At 69.6% G+C, this 24,720-nt stretch carries 21 protein-coding genes; 10 read left to right on the top strand and 11 right to left on the bottom strand.

Going from position 1 to position 24,720, the window contains the following annotated elements:
• Positions 1 to 85 precede the first annotated feature (85 nt).
• Positions 86 to 919, top strand: a complete 834-nt coding sequence (locus ITJ56_RS07230; protein ID WP_194629156.1) for an endo alpha-1,4 polygalactosaminidase — start codon at positions 86 to 88, stop codon at positions 917 to 919.
• 97 nt (positions 920 to 1,016) lie between these two features.
• Here the strand turns inward: ITJ56_RS07230 and ITJ56_RS07225 are convergent, their stop codons facing one another.
• The 3 genes from ITJ56_RS07225 to ITJ56_RS07215 form a co-directional block, all read right to left on the bottom strand.
• Entirely contained in the window at positions 1,017 to 1,376 is a 360-nt protein-coding gene (locus ITJ56_RS07225; protein ID WP_228517310.1) for a GntR family transcriptional regulator, read from the bottom strand.
• A 10-nt stretch (positions 1,377 to 1,386) separates the two neighbouring features.
• Entirely contained in the window at positions 1,387 to 1,959 is a 573-nt protein-coding gene (locus tag ITJ56_RS07220) for a DUF1684 domain-containing protein (protein ID WP_194629480.1), read from the bottom strand.
• Between the two features lie 132 nt (positions 1,960 to 2,091).
• Positions 2,092 to 2,574, bottom strand: a complete 483-nt coding sequence (locus ITJ56_RS07215; protein WP_194629152.1) for a hypothetical protein — start codon at positions 2,572 to 2,574, stop codon at positions 2,092 to 2,094.
• Positions 2,575 to 2,648: 74 nt separating this feature from the next.
• Between ITJ56_RS07215 and ITJ56_RS07210 the strand changes: the two genes are divergently transcribed.
• Complete coding sequence (locus ITJ56_RS07210; protein ID WP_194629150.1) at positions 2,649 to 3,416, top strand: carbonic anhydrase; 768 nt, start codon at positions 2,649 to 2,651, stop codon at positions 3,414 to 3,416.
• Positions 3,417 to 3,435: 19 nt separating this feature from the next.
• Here the strand turns inward: ITJ56_RS07210 and ITJ56_RS07205 are convergent, their stop codons facing one another.
• Positions 3,436 to 4,074 carry a GNAT family N-acetyltransferase gene (locus tag ITJ56_RS07205; RefSeq protein WP_194629148.1) on the bottom strand — a complete coding sequence of 213 codons (639 nt, stop codon included), beginning with the start codon at positions 4,072 to 4,074 and terminating at the stop codon, positions 3,436 to 3,438.
• A gap of 91 nt (positions 4,075 to 4,165) precedes the next feature.
• Here ITJ56_RS07205 and ITJ56_RS07200 point away from each other — a divergent pair, with 91 nt between their 5' ends.
• Together ITJ56_RS07200 and ITJ56_RS07195 are read left to right on the top strand one after the other, a co-directional pair.
• A complete protein-coding gene (locus ITJ56_RS07200; protein ID WP_194629146.1) occupies positions 4,166 to 4,771 on the top strand; it encodes a 2-phosphosulfolactate phosphatase in 606 nt (201 codons plus the stop codon).
• A gap of 42 nt (positions 4,772 to 4,813) precedes the next feature.
• The gene (locus ITJ56_RS07195; RefSeq protein WP_194629144.1) at positions 4,814 to 5,116 is read left to right on the top strand and encodes a DUF427 domain-containing protein; all 303 of its coding nucleotides are present in this window, start codon (positions 4,814 to 4,816) and stop codon (positions 5,114 to 5,116) included.
• A 25-nt stretch (positions 5,117 to 5,141) separates the two neighbouring features.
• On the opposite strand, the gene ITJ56_RS07190 is transcribed toward ITJ56_RS07195, so the two are convergent.
• The 6 genes from ITJ56_RS07190 to ITJ56_RS07165 form a co-directional block, all read right to left on the bottom strand.
• The gene (locus tag ITJ56_RS07190; protein ID WP_194629142.1) at positions 5,142 to 6,401 is read right to left on the bottom strand and encodes an Nramp family divalent metal transporter; all 1,260 of its coding nucleotides are present in this window, start codon (positions 6,399 to 6,401) and stop codon (positions 5,142 to 5,144) included.
• An 86-nt stretch (positions 6,402 to 6,487) separates the two neighbouring features.
• Positions 6,488 to 7,183, bottom strand: a complete 696-nt coding sequence (locus ITJ56_RS07185) for a CGNR zinc finger domain-containing protein (RefSeq protein ID WP_194629140.1) — start codon at positions 7,181 to 7,183, stop codon at positions 6,488 to 6,490.
• A gap of 47 nt (positions 7,184 to 7,230) precedes the next feature.
• Positions 7,231 to 7,722: a SprT-like domain-containing protein gene (locus ITJ56_RS07180; protein ID WP_194629138.1), complete on the bottom strand. Its 492-nt coding sequence runs from the start codon at positions 7,720 to 7,722 to the stop codon at positions 7,231 to 7,233.
• Positions 7,719 to 8,549 (bottom strand): hypothetical protein, encoded by an 831-nt coding sequence (locus ITJ56_RS07175; RefSeq protein WP_194629136.1) that lies wholly within the window; start codon positions 8,547 to 8,549, stop codon positions 7,719 to 7,721. The genes ITJ56_RS07180 and ITJ56_RS07175 overlap by 4 nt, the downstream gene beginning before the upstream one ends.
• Positions 8,550 to 8,697: 148 nt before the next feature.
• Positions 8,698 to 9,435, bottom strand: a complete 738-nt coding sequence (locus tag ITJ56_RS07170) for a DUF4064 domain-containing protein (protein ID WP_194629134.1) — start codon at positions 9,433 to 9,435, stop codon at positions 8,698 to 8,700.
• A gap of 112 nt (positions 9,436 to 9,547) precedes the next feature.
• On the bottom strand, positions 9,548 to 10,390 hold the full coding sequence (locus tag ITJ56_RS07165) for a spermidine synthase (protein ID WP_194629131.1): 843 nt from the start codon (positions 10,388 to 10,390) through the stop codon (positions 9,548 to 9,550).
• 353 nt (positions 10,391 to 10,743) lie between these two features.
• Here ITJ56_RS07165 and ITJ56_RS07160 point away from each other — a divergent pair, with 353 nt between their 5' ends.
• The 3 genes from ITJ56_RS07160 to rpoC all read left to right on the top strand — a co-directional run bounded on the left by ITJ56_RS07160 (position 10,744) and on the right by rpoC (position 19,216).
• A complete protein-coding gene (locus ITJ56_RS07160; protein WP_194629129.1) occupies positions 10,744 to 11,343 on the top strand; it encodes a hypothetical protein in 600 nt (199 codons plus the stop codon).
• Between the two features lie 458 nt (positions 11,344 to 11,801).
• The gene (gene rpoB / locus ITJ56_RS07155; protein WP_194629127.1) at positions 11,802 to 15,290 is read left to right on the top strand and encodes a DNA-directed RNA polymerase subunit beta; all 3,489 of its coding nucleotides are present in this window, start codon (positions 11,802 to 11,804) and stop codon (positions 15,288 to 15,290) included.
• A gap of 44 nt (positions 15,291 to 15,334) precedes the next feature.
• Complete coding sequence (gene rpoC / locus ITJ56_RS07150) at positions 15,335 to 19,216, top strand: DNA-directed RNA polymerase subunit beta' (protein WP_194629125.1); 3,882 nt, start codon at positions 15,335 to 15,337, stop codon at positions 19,214 to 19,216.
• Positions 19,217 to 19,345: 129 nt separating this feature from the next.
• Here the strand turns inward: rpoC and ITJ56_RS07145 are convergent, their stop codons facing one another.
• A complete protein-coding gene (locus ITJ56_RS07145) occupies positions 19,346 to 19,741 on the bottom strand; it encodes a VOC family protein (protein ID WP_194629123.1) in 396 nt (131 codons plus the stop codon).
• 377 nt (positions 19,742 to 20,118) lie between these two features.
• On the opposite strand from ITJ56_RS07145, the gene ITJ56_RS07140 reads away from it, so the two are divergent.
• The 3 genes from ITJ56_RS07140 to ITJ56_RS07130 all read left to right on the top strand — a co-directional run bounded on the left by ITJ56_RS07140 (position 20,119) and on the right by ITJ56_RS07130 (position 24,613).
• Complete coding sequence (locus tag ITJ56_RS07140) at positions 20,119 to 21,786, top strand: GspE/PulE family protein (RefSeq protein ID WP_194629121.1); 1,668 nt, start codon at positions 20,119 to 20,121, stop codon at positions 21,784 to 21,786.
• Between the two features lie 20 nt (positions 21,787 to 21,806).
• Complete coding sequence (locus tag ITJ56_RS07135) at positions 21,807 to 23,270, top strand: type IV pilus twitching motility protein PilT (protein WP_323749745.1); 1,464 nt, start codon at positions 21,807 to 21,809, stop codon at positions 23,268 to 23,270.
• Between the two features lie 110 nt (positions 23,271 to 23,380).
• Complete coding sequence (locus ITJ56_RS07130) at positions 23,381 to 24,613, top strand: type II secretion system F family protein (protein ID WP_194629120.1); 1,233 nt, start codon at positions 23,381 to 23,383, stop codon at positions 24,611 to 24,613.
• Positions 24,614 to 24,720: the final 107 nt, after the last annotated feature.

Genomic DNA, 24,720 nt, shown 5'->3' with positions numbered 1-24,720 from the left:
CGCCTCGAGTACGTCCAGCATAGCGCCTGCTCCCGGGATCGCCGAGGGGAAGGCCGTTCGCCGTGCGCGTGCAAGGATTCGTGGCGTGCGCACCCGAACCGTCCTGCTGACCACCGCCGTGGCCCTGGCGGCCGTCCTCAGCACGGCCGGCTGCGCCGACGCCGCGACGACCGGTGCCCGCACGACCTCCACGGACCTGCCGACCTCGGGCCGCCCGGACTACCAGCTCGGTGGCGCGTACACCCCGCCCTCCGGCGTGACGATCGTCGAGCGTGACAGCACCGACCGCCCGGCGAAGGGCACGTACGGCATCTGCTACGTCAACGGGTTCCAGACCCAGCCCGAGGCCGCACGGACGTGGAAGAAGTCGTACCCGTCGGCGATCCTGCGCGATCGGGACGGCACGCCGGTGTCGGACCCGGGGTGGCCGGACGAGATGCTCCTGGACACCCGGACCGCGGCCGAGCGCGCGCTGATCACGAAGGTCCTGACGAAGACCGTGGCACGCTGTGGCGACCGCGGGTTCGACGCGGTGGAGTTCGACAACCTCGACTCGTGGACCCGGAGCGGCGGGCGGCTCACCCGGGCCGGCAACCTGGCACTCGCGAGGTCACTCGTCGCCGCGGGGCACCGCCTCGGCCTGGCCGTCGGGCAGAAGAACACGCCGCAGCTCGGGGCCTCCGGCCGGGAGCAGACCGGGTTCGACTTCGTCGTCGCCGAGGAGTGCGTTCAGTACCGGGAGTGCGGGGCGTACACGAAGGCCTACGGCAAGCGGGTCATCGACGTCGAGTACTCGGACACCCTCGAGCGCTCGTGGGCGTCGGTGTGCAAGCTGAAGAGCCGCCCCGCGATGACGATCCTGCGCGACCGCGACCTGGTGGCACCGAAGGACGACGCGTACGTCTTCGAGCACTGCTGAGCCGGAGCGCTGCGGTTCCTTGCCCGAATCCACCAGGTACGCCCGAACCCACCAGGTACGTGCGAACCCACCAGGTGAGCCCGCAGGCCCCGTCACGCTACGCCGGCCAGGCGTCCCGCAGCGCCGTCGCCGCCTGGTCCGCCGACAACCCGGCCGACCGTGCAGCAGCGGCCAGGACACGAGCAGCGTCCGCCACGGCGTCCGGCACCTCGGCCGGCCGCACCACCCGGGTGCCGGCACCGCGCGCGGTGTGCACGAGCCCGGCCTCTTCGAGCAGTTGGTAGGCCTTCGCGACCGTGCCGGCCGCGAGCCCGAGCTCGTCCGCCAGCCCGCGCACGCTCGGCAACCGCTCGCCGTCCACCAGGTACCCCGCGGTGATCTGTGCCGCGATCTGCGAGCGGACCTGCTCGAACGGCGGTACCCGCCCTCCGACGTCGAGTGCGACCAGTCCTGCCATGCGTTCCACCCTAGAAGTCGTACTGCTCGCCGACCGGGATCGGCACCGGCACGGTGTTGCCCGGAGGCGCGAGCGGGCACGCCCACGCCGGGTCGTGCGCGCACGACGGGTTGTACGCGAAGTTGAAGTCGAGCACGAGCGACCCGGAGTCGTCGCCGCCCAGGTCGGCACCCTTGATCGTGTCGAGCAGGTAGCGCCCGCCGCCGTAGGTCCCACGGGCCCGGCCGGCGCTCGCGTCCTTGACGGGCACGAAGATCCCGCCCGCGTAGCCGCCGTGGGCCCAGACGTCGAGGGTGCCGACACCGGGCAGCCGCACGACGCCGAGCCGATCGAAGTGCACGATGCCGTCGGTACCGGTCTCGACGTCCAGTTCCGCGGGATCCGCCGCCTCGATCCGTGCGTGGAAGCGCCAGGCCGGGTCGTAGCCCGGCACGGGCAGCGCCTCGAAGTCGCGGGCGTCCTCGTCGAGGAGCGGCGAGGCCGGGTGCTCCGCGAACATCGCGTCGCGCGTCTCGCGCCAGAGCGCGTGCGCCGTCTCGGGGTCCGGGGTGGCGCGGACGCGGCGGTACAGGTCGAACGTCATCCGCCGCCAATCCGCGGTCGCGAGCGTGCTGAGCACGCGGTCGTCGGTCGTCGGCTCCTGGGGGCGCGTCTGGCTCACGTGGTCGAGGCTACGCCCGCTCCGCGGTGGACGGGAGGCCCGACCCACCCCGCGTCAGTCGCCGTCGGTCCGCCAGGTGGGCGCGAGGGCCCGCATCCGGAACGCCCGCCACTGCCAGATGACCCACATGCCGGGCCACAGGGCGAGACCGAGGACCGCCGGCCGCATCCGGTACGTCAGGCGGTCCAGCAGCAGGGTGCGGCCGCCGGGGGCCGGCACGACCGCCATCCGGTGGGACATCGTCATCCGCCCGAACAGGCCGGACGTCCCGCCGCCGTTGTCGCGCTGCACGGGGATCCCGTGGACCTCGTACAGGTCGAGGTCCACGTGCGTGTCGCCGCTCGGCACGAGCCCGAAGGCGTCCGCCGTGATCGGGTGCGGGTGCCCCGGCTGCCACCGCTCCGGGAACCCCTCGGGGTCGCGGGACCGGTACGCCAGGAACGGTTTGGTCACCGCCACCATCACGGACGGGGACAGCAGGGCGTTGCGCACGGCGTCGACCGGCGCATCGAGGACGATCCGGAGGCCGACGTGCATGCCGACGACGCTACGCCTCGTCCAGAGAGAAGCGCTCGGCGAATGTGAAATATGAGTGTGCGAGTCTGTACAGCATGCAATCCACTCACGCCCGCCTGTCCCTGCTCGCCGCCCCTGCCGTGCTCCTCGTCCTCGCCGGCTGCGCGGCCCCGACCCAGCCCGGAACCGACGCACACGACGCCGGGGCGTCGTGGTCGTACGACGGGACGGGTTCCCCGGAGCACTGGGGCGCCCTCGCTGACGAGTACGCCGCGTGCGGCACGGGTGCGCAGCAATCGCCGATCGACCTGCCGACAGCTCGTGGCGACGCCGAACTCGACCTGGTCGGCTCCGGCGCCGTCGCGGGGCTGACGGCGGACAACGGGCACACCGTGCAGTTCACCGCTGACGACGGAGCCTCGACGACCATCGCCGGCCAGGACCTCGACCTGGTGCAGATGCACTTCCACGCGGGGTCGGAGCACACCGTCGACGGCGACCCGGCCGAGGCGGAGTTCCACTTCGTGCACGCCGACGATCGCGGAGCCCTGACCGTCGTCGGGGTCCTTGCCGAGCGCGGTGCGCACAACGCGGCGTACGAGAGCTACATCGCCGGGGCGACGGCTGGTGCCGGCCGGGAGAGCGCCGTGGACATCGAAGCGATGCTGCCGCAGATCCGCTCGTTCGCGACGTACGAGGGGTCGCTCACCACGCCGCCCTGCACCGAGGGGGTGCGGTGGATCGTGCTCGAGAACACGATCGAGCTCGGAGCCGACCAGCTCGCCGACCTCGAAGCGGCGCACGTCGAGAACGCGCGTCCGGTGCAGCCGCTCGGCGACCGAAGCGTCCGCCACGCCCTCTGACGACAGCGTGATCTGCTCGTCAGGCGTGCCGGGCCGACCGGCGGCGGGACCCCTCGGAGCGGTCGTGCCGCCGGAGCCGCTCGGCGAGCGAGAGCCGCACCGCCGGCCACTCCGACGCGATGATCGAGAAGACCACGGTGTCGCGCAGGGTGCCGTCACGGCCGATCGCGTGGTTCCGGAGCACGCCGTCCTGCTTCGCCCCGAGGCCGGCGATGGCGGCGCGCGACTGCAGGTTGTGCCAGTGCGTGCGGAACTCGACCGCGATGCACTGCCACGCCTCGAACGCGTGCGAGAGCATGAGCAGCTTCGACTCGGTGTTGATGCCCGAACGCTGCGCCGACCTGGCGAGGAACGTGTGGCCGATCTCGACGTGGCGGTTGCCGGAGTCGATGTTCATGAAGGTCGTCGACCCCACCACCCGGCCGGTCGGACGGTCGCGCACCGCGAACGGCACCATGCGCCCGGCCTCGTGCTCGGCGAGCCGGCGGTCGATCTCGGCCTCGACCTGCGCCGGAGCGGGGATCGAGGTGTACCAGGTGCGCCACAGATCGCCGTCGGCGACCGCCGCCCGCAGGTCGTCCGCGTGCTCCTGCCCGAGGGGCTCGAGGGTGACACGGTCGCCGGTCAGGGTGGGCACGGGGGCGATCTCCATGGACATGCATCCTACGGTCGCCGACCCGGGGGACACCCGGTCGGACGCAGACCCTGTGGAGAGGGACAGATTCGTCCGGACGGCTATCGTGACGGGCGTGGCAGAACGCACCCAGGAGAAGTACCAGGTCCGGTTCGCGTGGGGCACCCGTGGTGCGGCTCGGATCGCCCACCGCACACACCTGCTCGTCTGGGTCGACACGCTCCCGCCCACCTCCGACGCGGCCGAGCAGCGGCGTGCCCTGCGCGACGTGGCCGGCCGCCTGCCGATGGGCCCGGAGGTCGTGCTCGGCCATCTGGGCAACGCGGCGGCGGTCGCGGAACGGGTGACGCGCCTCCAGGCCGAGCGCGGCGACCGGTGCGTCGTCGCGGTCGTCGCCGCCGGGCTGCACCACCCGTCCGCCCTCGACGAGGCGGCCGAGGCCGCAGGCGAGGCCGTCGACGTCGCCGACGCGCCCGACTTCGCCGTGGAGGACCTGCTCGCCGCCGGTGCCGTCGTCGACGCGCTCGCCGCGGTCGGCATCGACCACACCTCGCCGGAGGCCGCCGCGGCCTGCGCGGCGTACACGGGACTCCAGCGCGCGGTGAAGCACCTGGTCAGCGCAGCCGAGGGCGCCGCCGGGCTCGCGCGCGCGGACGTGCACGCGGCGGTCGCCGCGGGGCCCGAGCTCACCGTCCTGCGGGAATCGGGGGAGCGCGCGTAGCGTTCGCCCCGGCACGGAACCAGCGAGCGAAGGAGCAACGCCATGAAGGCAGTCGTCGGCGACACGGTGATCGCGGAGGCCCCGGAAGAGGACCTCATCAAGATCGAGGGCAACTGGTACTTCCCGCCGTCCAGCGTGAAGTCCGAGCTGTTCACCGACAGTCCCACCCAGTACCACTGCCCGTGGAAGGGCGACACGCAGTACTACACGGTGAACGTCGGCGGACAGGCGTTGCAGGACCGCGCCTGGTCGTACCCGACGCCGATCCCGTCCTCGTTCGACCGCGTCGGCAAGGACTACTCGGGCTACGTCGCGTTCTGGAAGGACGTCAAGGTCGTCGACTGACGGCCCCGGTGCCGACGACGCGTGCTCACTCCGTCAGGGTGAGCACCACCAGCGCCACGTTGAGCGCCACGATGACCGCCGCGATCACCCACGCCACCACGCGGGTGACCGCGGCGTTCACGTCCGCCCCCATCACGCTCCGCCGCGAGGTGTAGACCACCAGCGGCACGATCGCGAAGGCGATCCCGAAACTCAGCACCACCTGGCTGACGACCAGCAGCATGGTCGCGTCGGCGTTCACCGCGAGCAGCACGATCGCGGGGACCAGGGTGATGGCCCGTCGCGCGATCAGCGGGATCCGGACGTGCAGCAGCCCCTTCATGATCTCGGCGCCGGCCATGCAGCCGACCGAGGTCGATGCCAGGCCGGACGCGAGCAGTCCCACCGCGAAGAGCACCCCGACCACCGGGCCGACGTTCTCGGCGATGGCTCGTTGCGCGCCGGGGATCGAGTCCGTGCCCTCGACGCCGGGCAGGGTGGCCGCGGCGAGGACGAGCATCGCGATGTTCACCCCGCCGGCGACGACCAGGGCGAGTCCGACGTCCCACCGGGTGGCGACGAGCACCCGGCGGCGCTCCGGCCCGGCGGGGACGTCGCCGTGCCGGTCGCGGGCAAGCGCGGAGTGCAGGTAGACGGCGTGCGGCATGACGGTCGCGCCGAGCATGGACGCGGCGAGCAGGACCGACCCGGCGCCCTCGAAGCGCGGTACGAACCCCGCGACGAGGTCGGTCGGCGACACCCGGGCGAACAGCAGGCCCGCGCAGAACCCGACGGTCAGGATCGCGAGCATCGCCGTGACGACGGTCTCGAACAGACGGGTGCCCCTGCGGCTCTGCAGGGTCAGCAGCAGCATCGACACGACGCCCGTGATGATCCCACCGACGACCAGCGGCAGGCCGAAGAGCAGGTAGAGCGCGAGTGCGCCGCCGATGACCTCGGCGATGTCGGTCGCGGCGGCGACGATCTCGGCCTGCCCCCAGAACAGCAGGCGCGGGGTGCGACGCATCCGCAGACCGAGGTGCTCCGGCAGGGACTTCCCCGTCACCACCCCGAGCTTGGCCGACAGGTACTGCACGACGACTGCGCTGGCGTTCGCAGCCACCAGGACCCAGAGCAGCAGGTACCCGTACTCGGCGCCGGCGGTCAGGTTGGCCGCGACGTTGCCCGGGTCGACGTACGCGATGGCGGCCACGAATGCCGGTCCGAGCAGGGTCAGGCCGGCTGCGCGACGACGCGGGGCACCGGGTGGGTGCTCGTCGAGCCGGGGGGTGGCAGTGTCGGTCATGAACCCACACTGCCAGAGAATTCGGCACACCGAATCTTTTTCTTCGCTATCTCGCGAACGTGCTCCGGATCACGCGGACGGCGAGGTCACTCGGCGGCGCGCCGGGCGCGGTGCGCCCGGACCTTGGCCCGGTTCCCGCACCGCTGCATCGAGCACCAGCGCCGCGTCCCGCCACGCGAGGAGTCGTAGAACACGAGCCCGCAGTCCTCGGCCGAGCACCGGCTCAGCCGGGTGGGCCGCCCGTCGGCCTCGACGTCGTCGAAGCCGACCTCGGTGAAGAGCGCGACCGCGTCGCGGGCCACGCTCGACAGCGCCTGCGCCAGGCGGACCCGGTTCGCGCCGGCGCGGCGTCGGCCACCCGGGAGGCTCGGGGGCACGTCCGGCAGGGCGGCGAACAGGTTGACGGTGTCGATGTCGTCGGGCGCGGGGCGCGTGCGGCCGGCCCCGGCGCGCAGGCCGGCGGCGACTGCGGTGCGCTCGGCGGCGGTGCTCGCCGGTGCGGGGGCCGCCGCGACGGCGAGGCGGGCGATCGCGGCGCGCAGGGCACGGCCGTCCTGCAGCTCGCGGGCGCTCGCGCCGACGTCGATCGGCTCGGTGTGCTCGCTGAGCCACTCGTCCAGGTCGGCCGGGCTCGCGAGCAGCTCGCCCAGTTGCGACCGCGGCCGGCGGCCTGCTGGGTCGTCCGCGAACCCGCCCGTGTGCGCGAAGTCCAGCGCGATCCGCCCGGCGTCGAAGAACCAGCTGGAACCGGCGTCCGTGCGGATGTGCTGCCCCGTGTGCATCCGCCCAGGCTAACGGGTTACCGGCGCGCCTCCGTGCGTCGAGCACCTCATGCGGTAACCGACGACATCGTTGCCGCGTCGTCGGCAGCGGTCCGGCGGCGCCAGGCGATCACGTTGCGGGCGTCGAACCGGCGGGAGCAGCGGGCACAGGCGAGTGGCCTGGTCGGGGTGCGGTACCGGAAGTGCTCGTGACCAGCGGGGCAGGTGCCGATCCAGGGAGCGAGCTCACTGGCGATCGGACCGTCGTGCAGGCGGGAGCCGGTGTAGCCGATCGCCGAGGCGGTGCGTTTCCACTTCGGTCCGTGCCCCGCCCGCGCCCCGGCGAGGGCGTGCGCGACCTCGTGCAGCAGGACCTGCTCGACGTCGTCGTCGGAGAACCGGGTCGCCAGGTGCCGGCTCACAGTGATGCGCTTGCGGGCGAAGTCGCACTGTCCCGCGCGGGTCTTGGCGTGGTCGAAGCCGAACGACCACGTGCCCGTGCCGAGGTGCTCGGCGATCAGGGCTTCGGCTCGCAGCCGGACGGTCTCGAGCGCGGTCACTGCTCGGCGCGGGGGTCGGCCTGGCCCTTCTTCGCCGCCCGGGCCGCGATCCGGCCCCAGATGTCGTCGGCCTCGGTCCGTGCGGCGTCCGGTGCGCCGAGCACCCGGCGACGGATCGGCGGCACTTGCTTCACCGGTTCGGCGACGCGGGTCGTGGGCTCTTCGTCCTCCGACCGGCGTGCGGCGATCTCGCGGGCCGTGCGCGGCCGGTCGGACGGTTCCGCTGGGTGGGTGATCGAGGCGCGCATCGCGGCCTCGACGGCGGCGCGGAGGGCGTCGGTGCGCTCGGACGGGGCGCCCGCCTGCCGGAAGGCCTGGTACGCCCGTGCCAGTGCGGAGCGGGCCTCCTCGAAGCGGTCGTTCTCGAACAGCGACCACCCCTCGATCTCGGCGGCGGCGCCCTCGAGCTCCGGCCACTCTTCGGTCGCGGCGGTGTCACGGGCGAGCGCGGCCTCGGTGGCGGCACGCTCGTGTCGGCCGAGGTCGTGCAGGATGTGCGCACGACGGATCCGGGCGGCGACCTTGTCCTGGCGCTCCCCGGTGAACATCGCGAGACGGAAGACCTCTTCCGCGATGACGAGCGACTCGTCCAGTCGACCGAGCAGCCGGAGGAGTTCGGCGCGTTCGGCGAGGGCGTCGGTGCTGCGGCTCTGGCCGAGGTCGCGGAGCCGCTGGTGCACGGCGTCGACGTCGACCGCGGGTCGCAGGCTGATGGGCGCGAAGGTGCTGCCCGGGCTCACACCGGCCGTCACGGGAGCCGCGTGGCGCGGTTCGCGGGAACGGTCGGAGGCGTCGGGCTGCTGGCGGTCGTCGGGCGGGAGGGACATCGGTTCGAGGGTAGCCGCGGTCGCCCGGGAGCGGTCGGTGCGACGCGCTCAGGGTTCCGCAGGCGCTGCCGCCCCGGAGCGGCCCGGCGGGCACCGGACGACGAACGGCCCGCCGTGCCGGAGCGCGACGGGCCGTTCGAGTGGGTCGTCAGGAGGTGGCTGCCACCGCGGCGGCAGCTGCGACGCCGATGTAGGTGGCGAACGTCGCGATGGTCGCGACGACGGCCAGGACGATCGCGAAGATGCCCCACCCGCGCCCGCGCTTGGTGACCGCGGCGATGATGCCCTGCACGAGCGCCCAGAGGCCGAGGATCGCGGCGATGCCGGCGATCACGGCGCCGACGCCGATCTGCGAGATGACGGCCGGGTCGTTCATGAGCTGCTGCTGCAGTTCCTGCTGGTCCGGGGTCGCGCCGCCGCTCGGCACGAGGTTGTTGATCGCGTCGCTGTTCGCGAGTGCCGATCCCATGACGTACCCGCCGATGACGCCGATGACGAGCGCCGCGAGCCCGAGGATGAACGCCACGACCCCCAGCGTCTTCTTCTTGGGCTTCGGCTCGTCGTGGCTCTGCCATGCGGGTGCGGCGGCGTACGGCTGCTGGTCGTGGTGCTGGCCCTGGTCGTGGCGCTGCTGGTCGTTCCAGCTCGGCGTGCTGGACGGCTGGCCGTACTGCTGCCCGTTCTGCGGCTGGCCGTACTGCTGCTCGCCGTTCTGCTGGCCCTGGCCGTACTGCTGGCCGTACTGCGGCGTCGAGCCCGGTGCCGGGTCCACCCGCTCGCCGTACCGCGGGGCGTCGGCGTCGGGCCGCTGCTGCGGGGCCCCGCCCCAGCTCGGCGCCTGGCCGTCGCCCGTCCGGTCCTGGTCGTTCCGGTCGTCGTTCGTCATCAGGGTTCCCATCGCTCGGTCGCGCACCTGCGCGGTCGTTCAGCCCATCCTGGCAGCCGGACCGGTCGAGTGCCCGACATCCGTGCACCGCGGGCACCCGCCACGGCGCTCGTCAGCCGCCGAAGACGCTCCGGTTCGGCTCCGGAGACGCCACCGCGGTCTGGTCGGTGACGATCGGTGCCCCCGCGATGAAGGCCCGCAGCTCCGCGCCGTGCACGACCTTCGCCGGCATCGGGTCCGACGAGTACCGCCGGGGCATGTCCGCCACCGGCAGGTCCGACGGCGACCCGAGCAGCACGATGTTGCCGAACCGGCGGCCCTTGAGCATCCCGGTGTCCGCCACGGCCGCGACCGAGGGCAGCACCGACTGCAGCGTCGACGCCTGCCCGCGGGCGAATGCCAGGCCGGCGCCGTCGGCCACGTTCACCGCGACCATGCCCCTCGGCGACAGGAACGCGGCGACCTCCCGGTAGAACTCGACGCTCGTCACGTGTGCCGGGATCTGCGAGCCGCCGAAGACGTCCACCACCGCCAGGTCCACCGTGCCACGGAGCCCGGCGGGCAGCTTGCCGAGGACCTCGCGTGCGTCGCCGTACCGGACTCGGATCGACGCACCCCGGGGGAACGGCAGGGCCTCGCGGACGTGCTCGACCAGGTCCCGCTCCAGCTCGATCACCTGCTGCCGCGAACCCGGACGGGTCACGGCGACGTACCGGGGAAGGGTCAGGGCACCGGCTCCGAGGTGCAGCGCGGTGATCGGTCCGTCGGGCAGCAGGTCGATCGCGTGGCCGATCCGCCGGATGTACTCGAACGCCAGGTGCGTCGGGTCCTCCAGGTCGACGTGCGACTGCGGCGTGCCGTCCACGACGAGGGTGAACGACCCCGGTCGGTGCCGGTCCGGCTCCACCACCGAGTACCCCGCACCGATCCGGAACCCGTCGAACGCATCAGCCATGCCGTCAATGGAACACCACCGCGACCACCACCCGCCCCACAGCGCAGGCACAGCGGACACATGAATGCGTACACATGAACAGCCAGCCGACGCCAAGACTCGTCTCGTACCGTTGGCACAGTCGTCCCGTCGCGGAGCGTCGATGCGTGCCGTGCCCCACACCCCATGCGTCCGCCCCTGCTGCGTGACCACGACGTGCCCGTGAGCGTCCCCACCGCTCGCGCGTGCGCGCCGTCGGCGTGCTGTCGTGCGCCTCCCCTCCGGTCACCCGTGCGCGCTGGCCGTTGAATGCACAGCGTCCGCTATGTAAAATACCGGATGCAACACTTCTGACCCGTTGCAGGAGACCCGTCATGACCGCCGACACGATGAGCGTGCCCACCGCCCGCTTTCCAGCACCGACCACGAGCCGGACCGCCGCTCGCCCTGCCCGGGCACCCCGCGCCTCCCGACCCTTCCACGCCGACCGCGAACCGGCGCCCACCTGGATGCGCACCCTCGGTGCGCTGGTCCTCGCCGGCGGCCTCGGTCTGACCGCTGCCGTGCTCGGGTGGCCGGGTGACGCACCGGAGATCGCGCTCATCGTGCCGGGCCTGCTCGCGGTCGTCGTCGGGTCGCTGCTCGTGCTCGCCCGCGCCGGTTTCACCGTCACCGAGCGCCACGTGACCCTGCACTTCCGTCCGCTGCCGCCACGGCGCATTCCGCGACGTCGCATCACGGATGTCCGTCTGGTCGAGGCGGACGCTGCCACCTACGGCGGCGTCGGCCTGCGGATCCGACGCGGTGTGCGCGCCCTGATCCTCACCCCCGGACTCGGGATCGAGCTCACCGACGACCGCGGACGCGTCACGTTCGTCCGCACACGCCGACCCGAGGACGCGTTCCGCGCGTTGGCGGGGCTGCAGGGCGGGCCGGGAGGCGCGGGGCACGTCGAGCGCGAGCGCATCAGCTGACTCGGGGCCGGTCCAGTGCGCCGCCGCGACGGCCGTCGACGGTGGCCGACCGGCGGGAACGTCGGCGATGCTGGCGGGCTTATACACGCCGGTGTCGAATTCGGTCAAGCCAGGACTGGACAGCGCGACTCGAGGCGAACTATGATGACAGTTCGCGCTCCCTGGCATCCGTGTCGTCATATTTCGGTCGACGCAGAGTTCTGAGATACATCGTGCTCTCGAGACACTCGTGCTCTCGAGATACACCGTACTCAACTCGCCCTGGTGCAGCCGGACCCGTATATGGCGGCGGGTACCGCTCACGGAGATCATCCCACACGTACACCGACGTTCCGCGTCGTGGACGTGTCGGCGTGGTCACAGGGCATGAACTCTCGGGGTTCGCCGAGCGATCAATCCACTCACCTACACACTGCTCGTCAGTGTCGGCCCGACGGGGCCTACCGGAGGTCACACCCTTGGCTGCTGCGCCCAACGCATCCACCAACCCCAAGAACGGTCGCAACCACTCGCGACTCTCGTTCGCCAAGATCACGGACACCCTCACGGTTCCTGATCTGCTCGCACTCCAGACGGAGAGCTTCGACTGGCTCGTCGGCAACGACGTCTGGAAGACCCGCCTCGCCGAAGGGCAGGAGCAGGGCCGTACGGACCTCGCCCTGCACTCCGGGTTGGAGGAGATCTTCGAGGAGATCTCCCCGATCGAGGACCTCGGCGAGACGATGCAGCTCTCGTTCACCGCGCCGGAGCTCGAGGACCCCAAGTACTCGATCGACGACTGCAAGGAGCGCGGCAAGACCTACGCCGCTCCGCTGTACGTCAACGCCGAGTTCATGAACCACATGACGGGTGAGATCAAGACGCAGACGGTCTTCATGGGCGACTTCCCGCTCATGACCGAGCGCGGCACGTTCATCATCAACGGCACCGAGCGCGTCGTCGTGTCGCAGCTCGTCCGTTCGCCCGGCGTGTACTTCGAGCGCCAGCAGGAGAAGACCTCCGACAAGGACATCTACTCGGCGCGGATCATCCCGTCGCGTGGTGCCTGGCTCGAGTTCGAGATCGACAAGCGCGACCAGGTGGGCGTGCGCATCGACCGCAAGCGCAAGCAGTCCGTGACGGTCTTCCTCAAGGCCCTCGGCCTGACGAGCGAAGAGATCATGGACGAGTTCCAGGGCTTCGCCTCGATGGAGTCGACCCTCGAGAAAGACGCCGTCCTGACGAAGGAAGAGGCGCTCAAGGACATCTACCGCAAGCTGCGTCCGGGCGAGCAGGTCGCTGCCGAGGCCGCGCGTGCGCTCCTCGACAACTTCTACTTCAACTCGAAGCGCTACGACCTGGCGAAGGTGGGCCGCTACAAGGTCAACCGCAAGCTCGGCATCGACGCCCCGCTGTCCGACTCGGTGCTCACCGTCAAGGACATCGTCGCGACGATCAAGTACCTCGTGTCCCTGCACGCCGAGCGCACCACGATCGACGGCATCCGTGACGGCGAGCCGGTGCAGCTGCGCCTCGACGTGGACGACATCGACCACTTCGGCAACCGTCGCATCCGTGCGGTGGGCGAGCTCATCCAGAACCAGGTCCGCACGGGCCTGTCCCGCATGGAGCGCGTCGTCCGCGAGCGCATGACCACGCAGGACATCGAGGCGATCACGCCCCAGACGCTCATCAACGTGCGTCCGGTCGTCGCCGCGATCAAGGAGTTCTTCGGAACGTCCCAGCTGTCGCAGTTCATGGACCAGAACAACCCGCTCGCGGGTCTGACGCACAAGCGTCGCCTCTCGGCACTCGGCCCGGGTGGTCTGTCCCGTGAGCGTGCCGGCGTCGAGGTCCGTGACGTCCACCCGTCGCACTACGGCCGCATGTGCCCGATCGAGACCCCGGAAGGCCCGAACATCGGCCTGATCGGTTCGCTCGCGTCGTTCGGTCGGATCAACTCGTTCGGCTTCATCGAGACCCCGTACCGTCGCGTCGTCAACGGCGAGGTCACGAAGACCATCGACTACCTCACCGCTTCGGAAGAGGACGAGTTCGTCGTCGCGCAGGCCAACGCCCCGCTGACGAACGACTTCCACTTCGCCGACGACAAGGTGCTCGTCCGCAAGAAGGGTGGCGAGGTCGAACTCGTCGCCAAGGACGAGGTCGACTACATGGACGTCTCGCCGCGCCAGATGGTGTCGGTCGCGACGTCGCTCATCCCGTTCCTCGAGCACGACGACGCGAACCGCGCCCTCATGGGTGCGAACATGCAGCGTCAGGCCGTCCCGCTGCTCCGCTCCGAGTCGCCGCTCGTCGGTACCGGTATGGAGGGCTACACGGCCATCGACGCCGGCGACGTCGTCACCGCCGACAAGGCCGGTGTCGTCTCCGAGGTCTCGGCCGACGCCGTCACCCTGCAGCTCGACGAGGGCGGCACGCAGACCTACTACCTGCGCAAGTTCGACCGCTCCAACCAGGGCACGAGCTACAACCACCGCGTCATCGTCTCCGCAGGCGAGCGCGTGGAGCAGGGCGAGGTCATCGCCGACGGTCCCGCGACGGAGAACGGCGAGCTCGCGCTCGGCAAGAACCTCCTCGTCGCGTTCATGCCGTGGGAGGGCTACAACTACGAGGACGCGATGATCCTGTCGCAGAACCTCATCAAGGACGACACGCTCTCCTCGATCCACATCGAGGAGTACGAGGTCGACGCCCGCGACACCAAGCTCGGCAAGGAGGAGATCACCCGTGACCTCCCCAACGTCAGCCCGGACCTGCTGGCCGACCTCGACGAGCGCGGCATCATCCGCATCGGTGCCGAGGTCCGCCCCGGCGACATCCTCGTCGGCAAGGTCACGCCGAAGGGCGAGACCGAGCTGAGCGCCGAGGAGCGTCTGCTCCGTGCGATCTTCAACGAGAAGTCGCGCGAAGTCCGCGACACCTCGCTGAAGGTGCCCCACGGTGAAGAGGGCACGATCATCGGCGTCAAGGTGTTCGACTCGCAGGACGGCGACGACGAGCTCGGCTCGGGCGTCAACCAGCGCGTGGTCGTCTACATCGCCCAGAAGCGCAAGATCACCGCGGGTGACAAGCTCGCCGGTCGCCACGGCAACAAGGGCGTCATCTCGACCATCCTCCCGGTCGAGGACATGCCCTTCCTCGCCGACGGCACCCCCGTCGACATCGTCCTCAACCCGCTCGGCGTCCCCGGCCGCATGAACTTCGGCCAGGTGCTCGAGATCCACCTCGGGTGGCTCGCCAAGCAGGGCTGGAACGTCGAGGGCATCCAGGAGTGGGCGTCGGCCCTTCCCGAGGCAGCGCACAGCGCCGCTCCGGGCACGAAGGTCGCCACCCCGGTGTTCGACGGTGCGTACGAGCGCGAGATCGAGGGCCTCCTCGACTCGACCCTCCCGAACCGTGACGGCGAGCGCCTGATCGGCTCGTCCGGCAAGGCGCAGCTCTTCGACGGTCGCTCCGGCGAGCCGTTCCCGGAGCCCGTCTCGGTCGGTTACATGTACATCCTCAAGCTGCACCACCTGGTCGACGACAAGATCCACGCGCGTTCGACCGGGCCGTACTCGATGATCACGCAGCAGCCGCTGGGTGGTAAGGCGCAGTTCGGTGGACAGCGATTCGGTGAGATGGAGGTGTGGGCGCTCGAAGCGTACGGCGCCGCCTACGCCCTCCAGGAGCTCCTGACGATCAAGTCCGACGACATCCTCGGCCGCGTGAAGGTCTACGAGGCGATCGTCAAGGGCGAGAACATCCAGGAGCCCGGCATCCCCGAGTCCTTCAAGGTCCTCATGAAGGAGATGCAGTCGCTCTGCCTGAACGTCGAGGTCCTCTCGGCCGACGGACAGGCTGTCAGCCTGCGCGACAACGATGACGAGGTCTTCCGCGCTGCGGAGGAGCTGGGCATCAACATCTCCTCGCGGTTCGAGTCGTCCTCTGTCGACGACATCTGATCCCGCCCGTACATCGAAGCCTGAATCAGCAAGAGAGAAGAACATTGCTCGAAGCAACTTCCTTTGACGCCATTCGGATCGGCCTCGCAACTGCCGAGGACATCCGTCAGTGGTCGTACGGCGAGGTCAAGAAGCCGGAGACCATCAACTACCGCACCCTGAAGCCCGAGAAGGACGGTCTGTTCGGCGAGCAGATCTTCGGGCCGTCCCGCGACTGGGAGTGCGCCTGTGGCAAGTACAAGCGCGTCCGGTTCAAGGGCATCGTCTGCGAGCGCTGCGGCGTCGAGGTCACCAAGTCCTCGGTCCGTCGTGAGCGCATGGGCCACATCGAGCTCGCTGCCCCCGTCACGCACATCTGGTACTTCAAGGGCGTCCCGTCGCGCCTCGGGTACCTCCTCGACATGGCGCCGAAGGACCTGGAAAAGGTCATCTACTTCGCGGCGTACATGATCATCGACATCGATGAAGAGGGCCGTCACGCGGACATGCCGGGTCTCGAGAACGAGATGCGTCTCGAGATCAAGACCCTCGAGGGTCAGCGCGACTCCATCATCGCCGACCGCCTCAAGAAGCTCGAGGACGACCTCGCAGCCCTTGAGGAAGAGGGTGCCAAGGCCGACGTCAAGCGCCGCGCCAAGGACACCGCCGAAAAGGAGATGTCCCAGGTCCGCAAGTCGTTCGACGAGGACATCACCCGCCTCGAGCGCGTGTGGGAGGACTTCCGCAACCTCAAGGTGGGCGACCTCAAGCCCGAGGACGCCGTCTTCCACGAGCTCCAGGACCGGTTCGGGATCTACTTCGACGCCTACATGGGCGCCGAGGCGATCAAGCTCCGGCTCGAGGCGTTCGACCTGGCAGCCGAGGCCGAGGCACTGCGCCTGCAGATCGCCGAGGGCAAGGGCCAGAAGAAGATCCGCGCGATCAAGCGTCTGCGCGTCGTCAGCTCCTTCCTCGCCACCGGCAACTCGCCGGCAGCGATGGTCCTCGGCGTCGTGCCGGTCATCCCGCCGGAGCTGCGCCCGATGGTGCAGCTCGACGGTGGCCGTTTCGCCACGTCGGACCTCAACGACCTCTACCGTCGTGTGATCAACCGCAACAACCGTCTCCGCCGCCTGCTCGACCTCGGTGCCCCCGAGATCATCGTGAACAACGAGAAGCGCATGCTGCAGGAAGCGGTCGACGCGCTGTTCGACAACGGTCGTCGTGGACGTCCGGTCACGGGTACCGGCAACCGCGCCCTGAAGTCCCTGAGCGACATGCTCAAGGGCAAGCAGGGTCGTTTCCGCCAGAACCTGCTCGGCAAGCGCGTCGACTACTCGGGCCGTTCGGTCATCATCGTCGGCCCGCAGCTGAAGCTGCACCAGTGCGGTCTGCCCAAGCAGATGGCGCTCGAGCTCTTCAAGCCGTTCGTGATCAAGCGCCTCATCGACCTGTCGCACGCGCAGAACATCAAGTCGGCCAAGCGCATGGTCGAGCGTTCGCGTCCGCAGGTCTGGGACGTGCTCGAGGAGATCATCCGCGAGCGCCCCGTCCTGCTGAACCGTGCGCCGACGCTGCACCGTCTGGGCATCCAGGCGTTCGAGCCGCAGCTCGTCGAGGGCAAGGCCATCCAGCTCCACCCGCTCGTGTGTGCCGCGTTCAACGCGGACTTCGACGGTGACCAGATGGCCGTGCACCTGCCGCTGTCGGTCGAGGCCCAGGCCGAGGCCCGCATCCTGATGCTCGCCTCGAACAACATCCTGAAGCCGTCCGATGGCCGTCCGGTGACCCTGCCCGCACAGGACATGATCATCGGTCTGCACCACCTGACGACCGTCCGCGAGGGCGCCGTCGGTGAGGGCCGCGCGTTCTCCTCGGTCGCCGAGGCGATCCTGGCCAACGACCAGCACACGCTGCACCTCAACGCGATGGCGAAGATCCGCATGACGGGTGTCCACTTCGCCGAGGGTGAAGCACCCGAGGGGTACGAGCAGGGCGACACCGTCCTGCTCGAGACGACCCTGGGCCGTGCGCTCTTCAACGAGACCCTCCCGGCGAACTACCCGTTCGTCCAGAAGGTCACGGACAAGGGCGTGCTCTCCGCGATCGTCAACGACCTGGCCGAGCGGTACTCCAAGACCGAGACGGCCGCTGCGCTGGACCGGATCAAGGACGCCGGCTTCTACTGGGGCACCCGCTCCGGTGTGACCGTCGCCCTGTCGGACGTCGTGACGCCTCCTCGCAAGAAGGAGATCATCGCGGGCTACGAGATCCAGGCCGCCAAGGTGCAGGGCGAGTTCGACAAGGGTCTGATCACCGACTCCGAGCGTCGCGCGGACCTGATCAAGATCTGGACCGAGGCCACGAACGAGATCGCGCAGGAGATGCGCGACAACTTCCCGGTCGACAACACCATCAACCGCATGGTGTCGTCGGGTGCTCGTGGTAACTGGCTCCAGGTCCGCAACATCGCCGGTATGCGTGGTCTGGTGAACAACCCGAAGGGCGAGATCATCGCCCGCCCGATCATCAACTCGTACCGCGAGGGCCTGACCGTGGCGGAGTACTTCATCGCCACCCACGGTGCTCGCAAGGGTCTTGCCGACACCGCGCTCCGTACCGCGGACTCCGGGTACCTCACCCGTCGTCTCGTGGACGTCTCGCAGGACGTCATCATCCGCGAGGACGACTGCGGCACGACGCGTGGCCTCGAGCTGCCGATCGCGACCGTGGACGCTGACGGCAAGCTCGTCCGCGACCCGCGTGTCGAGAACACCGTGTACTCCCGCACCCTGGCCACCGAGGCCGTGGACGCACAGGGCACGGTCGTGGCAGAGGCCGGTGAGGACGTCGGTGACGTGCTCATCGACAAGCTGCTCGCGGCCGGTGTCGAGAGCATCAAGGTGCGCTCGGTCCTGACCTGCGAGTCCGCCGTCGGTGTCTGCGCGCAGTGCTACGGCCGTTCGCTCGCCACGGGCAACCTGGTCGACATCGGTGAGGCGGTCGGCATCATCGCCGCCCAGTCCATCGGTGAGCCCGGTACCCAGCTGACGATGCGTACCTTCCACACGGGTGGTTCGGCCTCGGCCGACGACATTACCCAGGGTCTGCCGCGTGTCACGGAGCTCTTCGAGGCCCGTACGCCCAAGGGCGCGTCCCCGATCGCCGAGGCCCCCGGCCGCGTCGTCGTCGAGGACACGGACAAGGGCCGTCGGATCATCCTCACGCCGGACAACGGCGACGAGCCGTTCATCTACCCGGTGCTCAAGCGTGCGACCCTCCTCATCGAGGACAACCAGCACGTCGAGCTCGGCGAGCAGTTCATCGCCGGCACCGTCGACCCGAAGGAAGTCCTCCGGGTCAAGGGTGTCCGAGAGGTCCAGAAGCACCTGGTCAACGGTGTGCAGGACGTCTACGGCTCGCAGGGTGTGCCGATCCACGACAAGCACATCGAGGTCATCGTCCGCCAGATGCTCCGCAAGGTCACCGTCGTCGACCACGGCGACACCGACCTGCTTCCGGGTGAGCTCGTCGACCGGTCGCGCTACAACGCGCTGAACCGTGCGGCGCTGCAGGAGGGTCGCAAGACCGCTTCCGCTCGCCAGGAGGTCATGGGCATCACGAAGGCGTCCCTCGCGACCGAGTCGTGGCTGTCCGCCGCGTCCTTCCAGGAGACCACCCGCGTGCTCACGCAGGCGGCCATGGAGGGCAAGCAGGACCACCTCGTCGGCCTCAAGGAGAACGTCATCATCGGAAAGCTCATCCCCGCCGGGACGGGCCTCAGCCGGTACCGTGACGTGGACGTGAACGCGACCGAAGAGGCGAAGGCGGAGCGGTACCCCAACCGCATCTTCGCTGACGACTCGTCGTTCTCGGACGCCGACCTGAGCTTCGTCGACTTCGACAGCTTCTCGTCGGACGACTTCACGCCGGGCACGTACAACTGAGCCTGATGTGATCCCACGAAGGCCCCGTCTCCGCAAGGAGGCGGGGCCTTCGTCGTGTCGTCACCACGTGACGGCCTGGAGGCGCGGTGCGGGACCGCCACGGGCCTCCAGACCGCCGTCGGCTCGCGTCTAGACCGCGCGACCAGCACCGTTGCCGCGGCCGGATCCCCGGCCGGTCTCGTCCACCAGCGAGAACAGGCTGAGGACGTTGCCGTCGGGGTCGCGCACGTCGAACCAGTCGACCGCGCCGTCCACGCACTCGACGGGGCCGATGTCGATCCCCAGCGCACCGATGCGTGCGTGCTGAGCGGCGACGTCGTCGACGCCGAAGCGCACGCTCACCGGGTTCTCCTCGGCCTGGTCGTCCACGTACAGCTGGATCCAGATGCCGCCGACCTCGTACTCGGCGACGCCGTCCTCGGGCTCGAGATCCGGCTCGGTGCGTTCGAACACGGCGCCGTACCAGAGGCAGGACGCCTCGATGTCGGTGACCGGCAACCCCACGGTCACGCTCGTGATGTCCATGACTCATCATGTCCCGGCGTGGCCCGTGCGTCGAGGGGCTGTTCTGCGGTCCGCGCTGTCCGGTGGTTCCTCCACAGCCCGGGGCGGGCCGATGTTGTCCACCGAAGCCGGCTGCGGCCTCCGCGGCGCTCGCGTCCACCAGGATGCTGGAGGACATGTGCAGCTGCCCGCCGACGACGCGACATCGGTGTCCCTCCGACCGGGGCCGAACTGGTCGGAGACCCCAGTTCTGGGTGCAGCGGAAACCCCTTCGCCCCCTCTTTCTGGGACTGCGGCCGAGGAGTGCCCCGGAAGTAGCGTGGGCGGGCGACACATCCCTGGTGGCGCACCACCCGACGACTGCTCGCCGTACGCGAGTCCAAGGAGATACGGGACTCATGGCGACCCTGTCCGAGATCCTCATCCTGAACGGCGCCCTACCGATCGAGCACCTCGACGCGATGACGGGCGACGAGGAGCTCGACGAGCGCGCCATCCGTGGCCTGGTCGACCAGGGCGTCGTGAGCGAAGCGCAGTTCATCACCGCCCGAGCAGCGTCCAACAACTCCCGCACCGTCCCGCTGAGCGACTACCCCGTCGACGGCACCGCGGTGTCGATCCTGCCCGCGGCGCTGTGTCGTCGCCACGGGGTGCTCGGCGTCGGGTTCGAGGGCGACCTGCTCATCCTCGCGATGGTGAACCCCACGAACGTCCTCGCGATCGACGACGCCCGGACGGCGTCGGGGCGGTCGATCAAGCCACTGCAGGTCGAGGAGCGCGACCTCGTCGCGGCGCTCGACCGGTACCTCCGCGCCGACGACGAACTGAACGACCTCACCTCGTCGCTCGAGGAAGAGGCGTCCGCGAGCACCAGCACCCAGGTCGACATCGGCGACGGCGCCCTCGACGACGTGCCCATCGTCCGCTTCGTGAACCTCCTCGTCTCGCAGGCCATCCAGGACCACGCCTCCGACATCCACATCGAACCGGGTGAGCACGAGGTCCGGATCCGGTACCGCATCGACGGTGTGCTGCACGAGATGGCACCGGCGCCGAAGACCATCCAGAACGGCGTGATCAGCCGTCTGAAGATCATGAGCGACATCGACATCGCCGAGCGTCGCAAGCCGCAGGACGGCCGCATGTCGGTCCGGCACGGCGGCCGCCAGATCGACCTCCGTGTCGCGACCCTGCCCACCGTGTGGGGCGAGAAGGTCGTCATGCGGATCCTCGACAACACGAACACGTCGCTGACCCTCAAGGACCTCAACCTCCTCGAACAGAACTTCCAGGCGTACCAGCGGTCCTACTCGAAGCCGTACGGCATGATCCTGGTCACCGGTCCGACCGGTTCAGGCAAGTCGACGACGCTGTACACGACGCTCAACGCCGTGGCGAAGCCCGAGATCAACGTCATCACGGTCGAGGACCCGGTCGAGTACCGGATGGCCGGCATCAACCAGGTGCAGGTCAACCCGAAGGCCGGCCTGACGTTCGCGTCCGCACTCCGCTCGATCCTGCGCTCCGACCCCGACGTCGTCCTGCTCGGCGAGATCCGCGACCACGAGACGGCGCAGATCGCGATCGAGGCGTCGCTGACCGGGCACCTCGTGCTCTCGACCCTGCACACGAACGACGCCCCCTCGGCCGTGACCCGTCTCACCGAGATGGACATCGAGCCGTTCCTCGTCGGATCGGCGCTCGACTCCGTCGTCGCCCAACGGCTCGCTCGCCGACTGTGCGACCGGTGCAAGGCACCGGCCGTCTACGAGCTCGAGCAGCTCCAGGCGCTCGGGTTCCTGCGTGCCGACGACGAGATGCCGGCCTTCTTCGCGCCCGTCGGCTGCGCGGTCTGCTCGAACACCGGCTACCGCGGCCGCATCGCCCTGCACGAGGTCATGACCGTCACCGAGGAGATCGAGCGGCTCGCGGTCGGCCGTGCCTCGAGCGCGGAGATCGGCCGTGTCGCGCAGCAGCAGGGCATGCTCACGCTCCGCCAGGACGGCTTCGAGAAGGTCAAGCTGGGCATGACGAGCGTCGACGAGATCCTGCGCGTCGTCGCGTGACCGGGGAACAGGAGCAGCAGATGACCGACTCCGTGTACGACATCACCATGCCCGGTGACGAGCCCGTCGCGGGCTGGCACCCGGGCACCCCCGGTGCCGAGGTGGGCTCGCGCCGAGCAGCGCGCCTGGCGGCCGCAGCGGCGACTCCGCCCGAGCAGGTCTACGACCTCACCGACGACTCGGCGGTGTGGCCCGGTCCCACGGGAACCCCGATGACTGCCCCCACCGGCGCGCCGGTGGCCGTGCCCGTCGCGCAGTCACACACCGCGCCGGCGACACCGCCCGCCGCGGTCCCGTCCTCGACCGCCACCTACGGCTACGCCGAACCACCGACGCAGCAGCTGCCAGCCGTGCCCTACAGCGGTGCGCACTACGCGGCCCCGGCGGCGCCGGCACCAGCCGGCACGGCGGCCGGCGACATCGACTTCGCCCGCCACGCGCGCGAGGTCGCCGACCCCGACCTGATCACCGCCCTCGCCCAGGTCGTCTACCAGGGCGCGTCCGACCTGCACGTCACCGCCGACGCCCCTCCCACGGTCCGCGTCGACGGCTCGCTCCGTCCCGCCGTGCCAGGAGGCGCGTGGTCGCGCGGCAAGGTCATCGCGGCCCTCAAGACGCTGCTGTCCGTCGAGCAGGCCGGCCAGTTCGACCACGAGCAGGAACTCGACTTCGCGTACTCGCTGTCCCCGGAGTACCGCTTCCGCGTCAACTACTACCAGCAGCGCGGCAACTGGGGTGCGGCGTTCCGCATCATCCCGACGAAGATCAAGACACTCAAGCAGCTCGGCATCCCCGAGCACATCGGCGAGTTCGCCGGACTGCCGCGCGGCCTCGTCCTCGTCACGGGCCCCACCGGTTCCGGCAAGTCGACGACGCTCGCCGCCCTCATCGACCTGGTGAACGAGAGTCGCGCCGACCACATCGTGACGGTCGAGGACCCGATCGAGTTCATGCACGAGCACAAGCGGTCGATCATCAACCAGCGCGAGGTCGGGGCGGACACGCAGTCCTTCGCCTCGGCGCTGAAGCACGTGCTGCGCCAGGACCCCGACGTGATCCTCATCGGCGAGCTCCGTGACCTCGAGACCATCTCCGTCGCGCTCACCGCTGCGGAGACCGGCCACCTGGTGTTCGCCACCCTGCACACGCAGAGCGCACCCGGCACGATTGACCGTGTCATCGACGTCTTCCCACCGCACCAGCAGGGCCAGATCCGCACCCAGCTCGCGGCGACGCTGCAGGGCGTCGTCTGCCAGACCCTCGTGCCGAAGGCCAACGGCGTCGGCCGGGTCGTCGCCACCGAGATCATGACCATCACCCCGGCCATCGGCAACCTCATCCGCGAGGGCAAGACGTACCAGATCACCTCCGCCATGCAGGCCGGGCGTGACCTCGGCATGCACACCATGGACCAGGACCTCGCCGAGCTGGTCAACGTCGGCACGATCTCGCGGAAGGCCGCCCTGGAGAAGGTCCACGACTAAGAGGGCTTCGACCGGCTCGTGCAGCGCGTCGAGTCCCCGTCCGACTCCTCGGCCGCCGCGATCGCCGCCAGCGGCATCGACTTCGGCGACAAGTACTCCGGAGGCCACTGATGTCACTCGCATTCGACTACCGCGGGCGCGACGGCGCCGGCAAGCTCGTCAAGGGCCGGCTCGACGCCGCATCCGAGGGGGCTGTCGTCCAGCGCCTGCGAGGGATGGGCGTCTCGCCGATCGCGATCACCGAAGCCAAGGCCGGCACCGGGCTGCAGACCGAGATCAGGATCCCGGGGTTCGAGAAGGGCGTCGGCCTCAAGGACCTCGCGATCATGTCGCGCCAGGCCTCGACGATGCTCACCTCGGGGCTCTCGCTGCTGCGCGCGCTGTCGATCCTCGCCGACCAGACCGAGAACAAGAAGCTCAAGGACATCCTCGGCAAGGTCCGCGACGACGTCGAGCGCGGCGTCTCGTTCTCGGACGCCGTCGCGAAGTACCCCGTCGACTTCCCGCCGATCATGATCAACATGATCCGCGCGGGCGAGACCGGCGGGTTCCTCGACCAGGCCATGGACTCCATCGCCACGAACTTCGAGAAGGAGCACAAGCTCCGCTCGACCATCAAGTCGGCGATGACCTACCCGGTGGTGGTGCTCGTGATGTCACTGGTGGCAGTCGCCATCATGCTCATCTTCATCGTCCCGATCTTCCAGGAGATGTTCTCGTCGCTCGGCGGCACGCTCCCGCTCCCGACCATGGTGCTCGTGTACCTGTCGCACGCCATGCGGTACATCGCGATCCCGCTCGCCGTCGTCATCCTGCTCGCGTGGCTGTGGTGGCGAGCGAACAAGAACACCGAACGGGTCCGGGCCTTCGTCGATCCGATCACCCTGAAACTGCCGGTGTTCGGACCGCTGCAGAAGAAGATCGTGATCGCGCGGTTCGCACGCAACTTCTCGAACATGATCGGTGCAGGTGTCCCCATTCTGCAGGCATTGCGCATCGTCGGTGAGGTGTCCAACAACTTCGTCGTGAAGCACGCTCTCGACAATGTCGCAGAGGCTGTTCGGAAAGGCGAATCAATCGCCGTCCCGCTCGCTGCGCAATCGGTTTTCCCGGCAATGGTGACGCAGATGGTCGCCGTCGGCGAGGATGCCGGTTCGCTCGAGATCATGCTCGAGAAGATCGCGGTGTTCTACGACGCCGAGGTCGAAGCCACCACCGATGCCCTGACCTCGCTGATCGAGCCGCTCCTCATCGCGTTCCTCGGCGTCGTCGTGGGCGGCATGATCATCGCGCTCTACATGCCGATCTTCCAGATCACCAACGTCGTGCAGAACGCGTCCTAGTCATTCCACCCCCATGCGGGGGCATCACGGGTATTGCGCATCCCCCGCACTGGGGGTGCTTCGTGACCGAGTTGCCCCCCGTTCTCGGGATTGGCTGGCGGATTGAC

It is taken from the genome of Curtobacterium sp. VKM Ac-1376, assembly GCF_015351025.1.
In the GTDB taxonomy this organism is placed as follows: Bacteria; Actinomycetota; Actinomycetes; order Actinomycetales; family Microbacteriaceae; genus Curtobacterium.
This window is presented reverse-complemented; position numbering and strand designations above follow the sequence as displayed.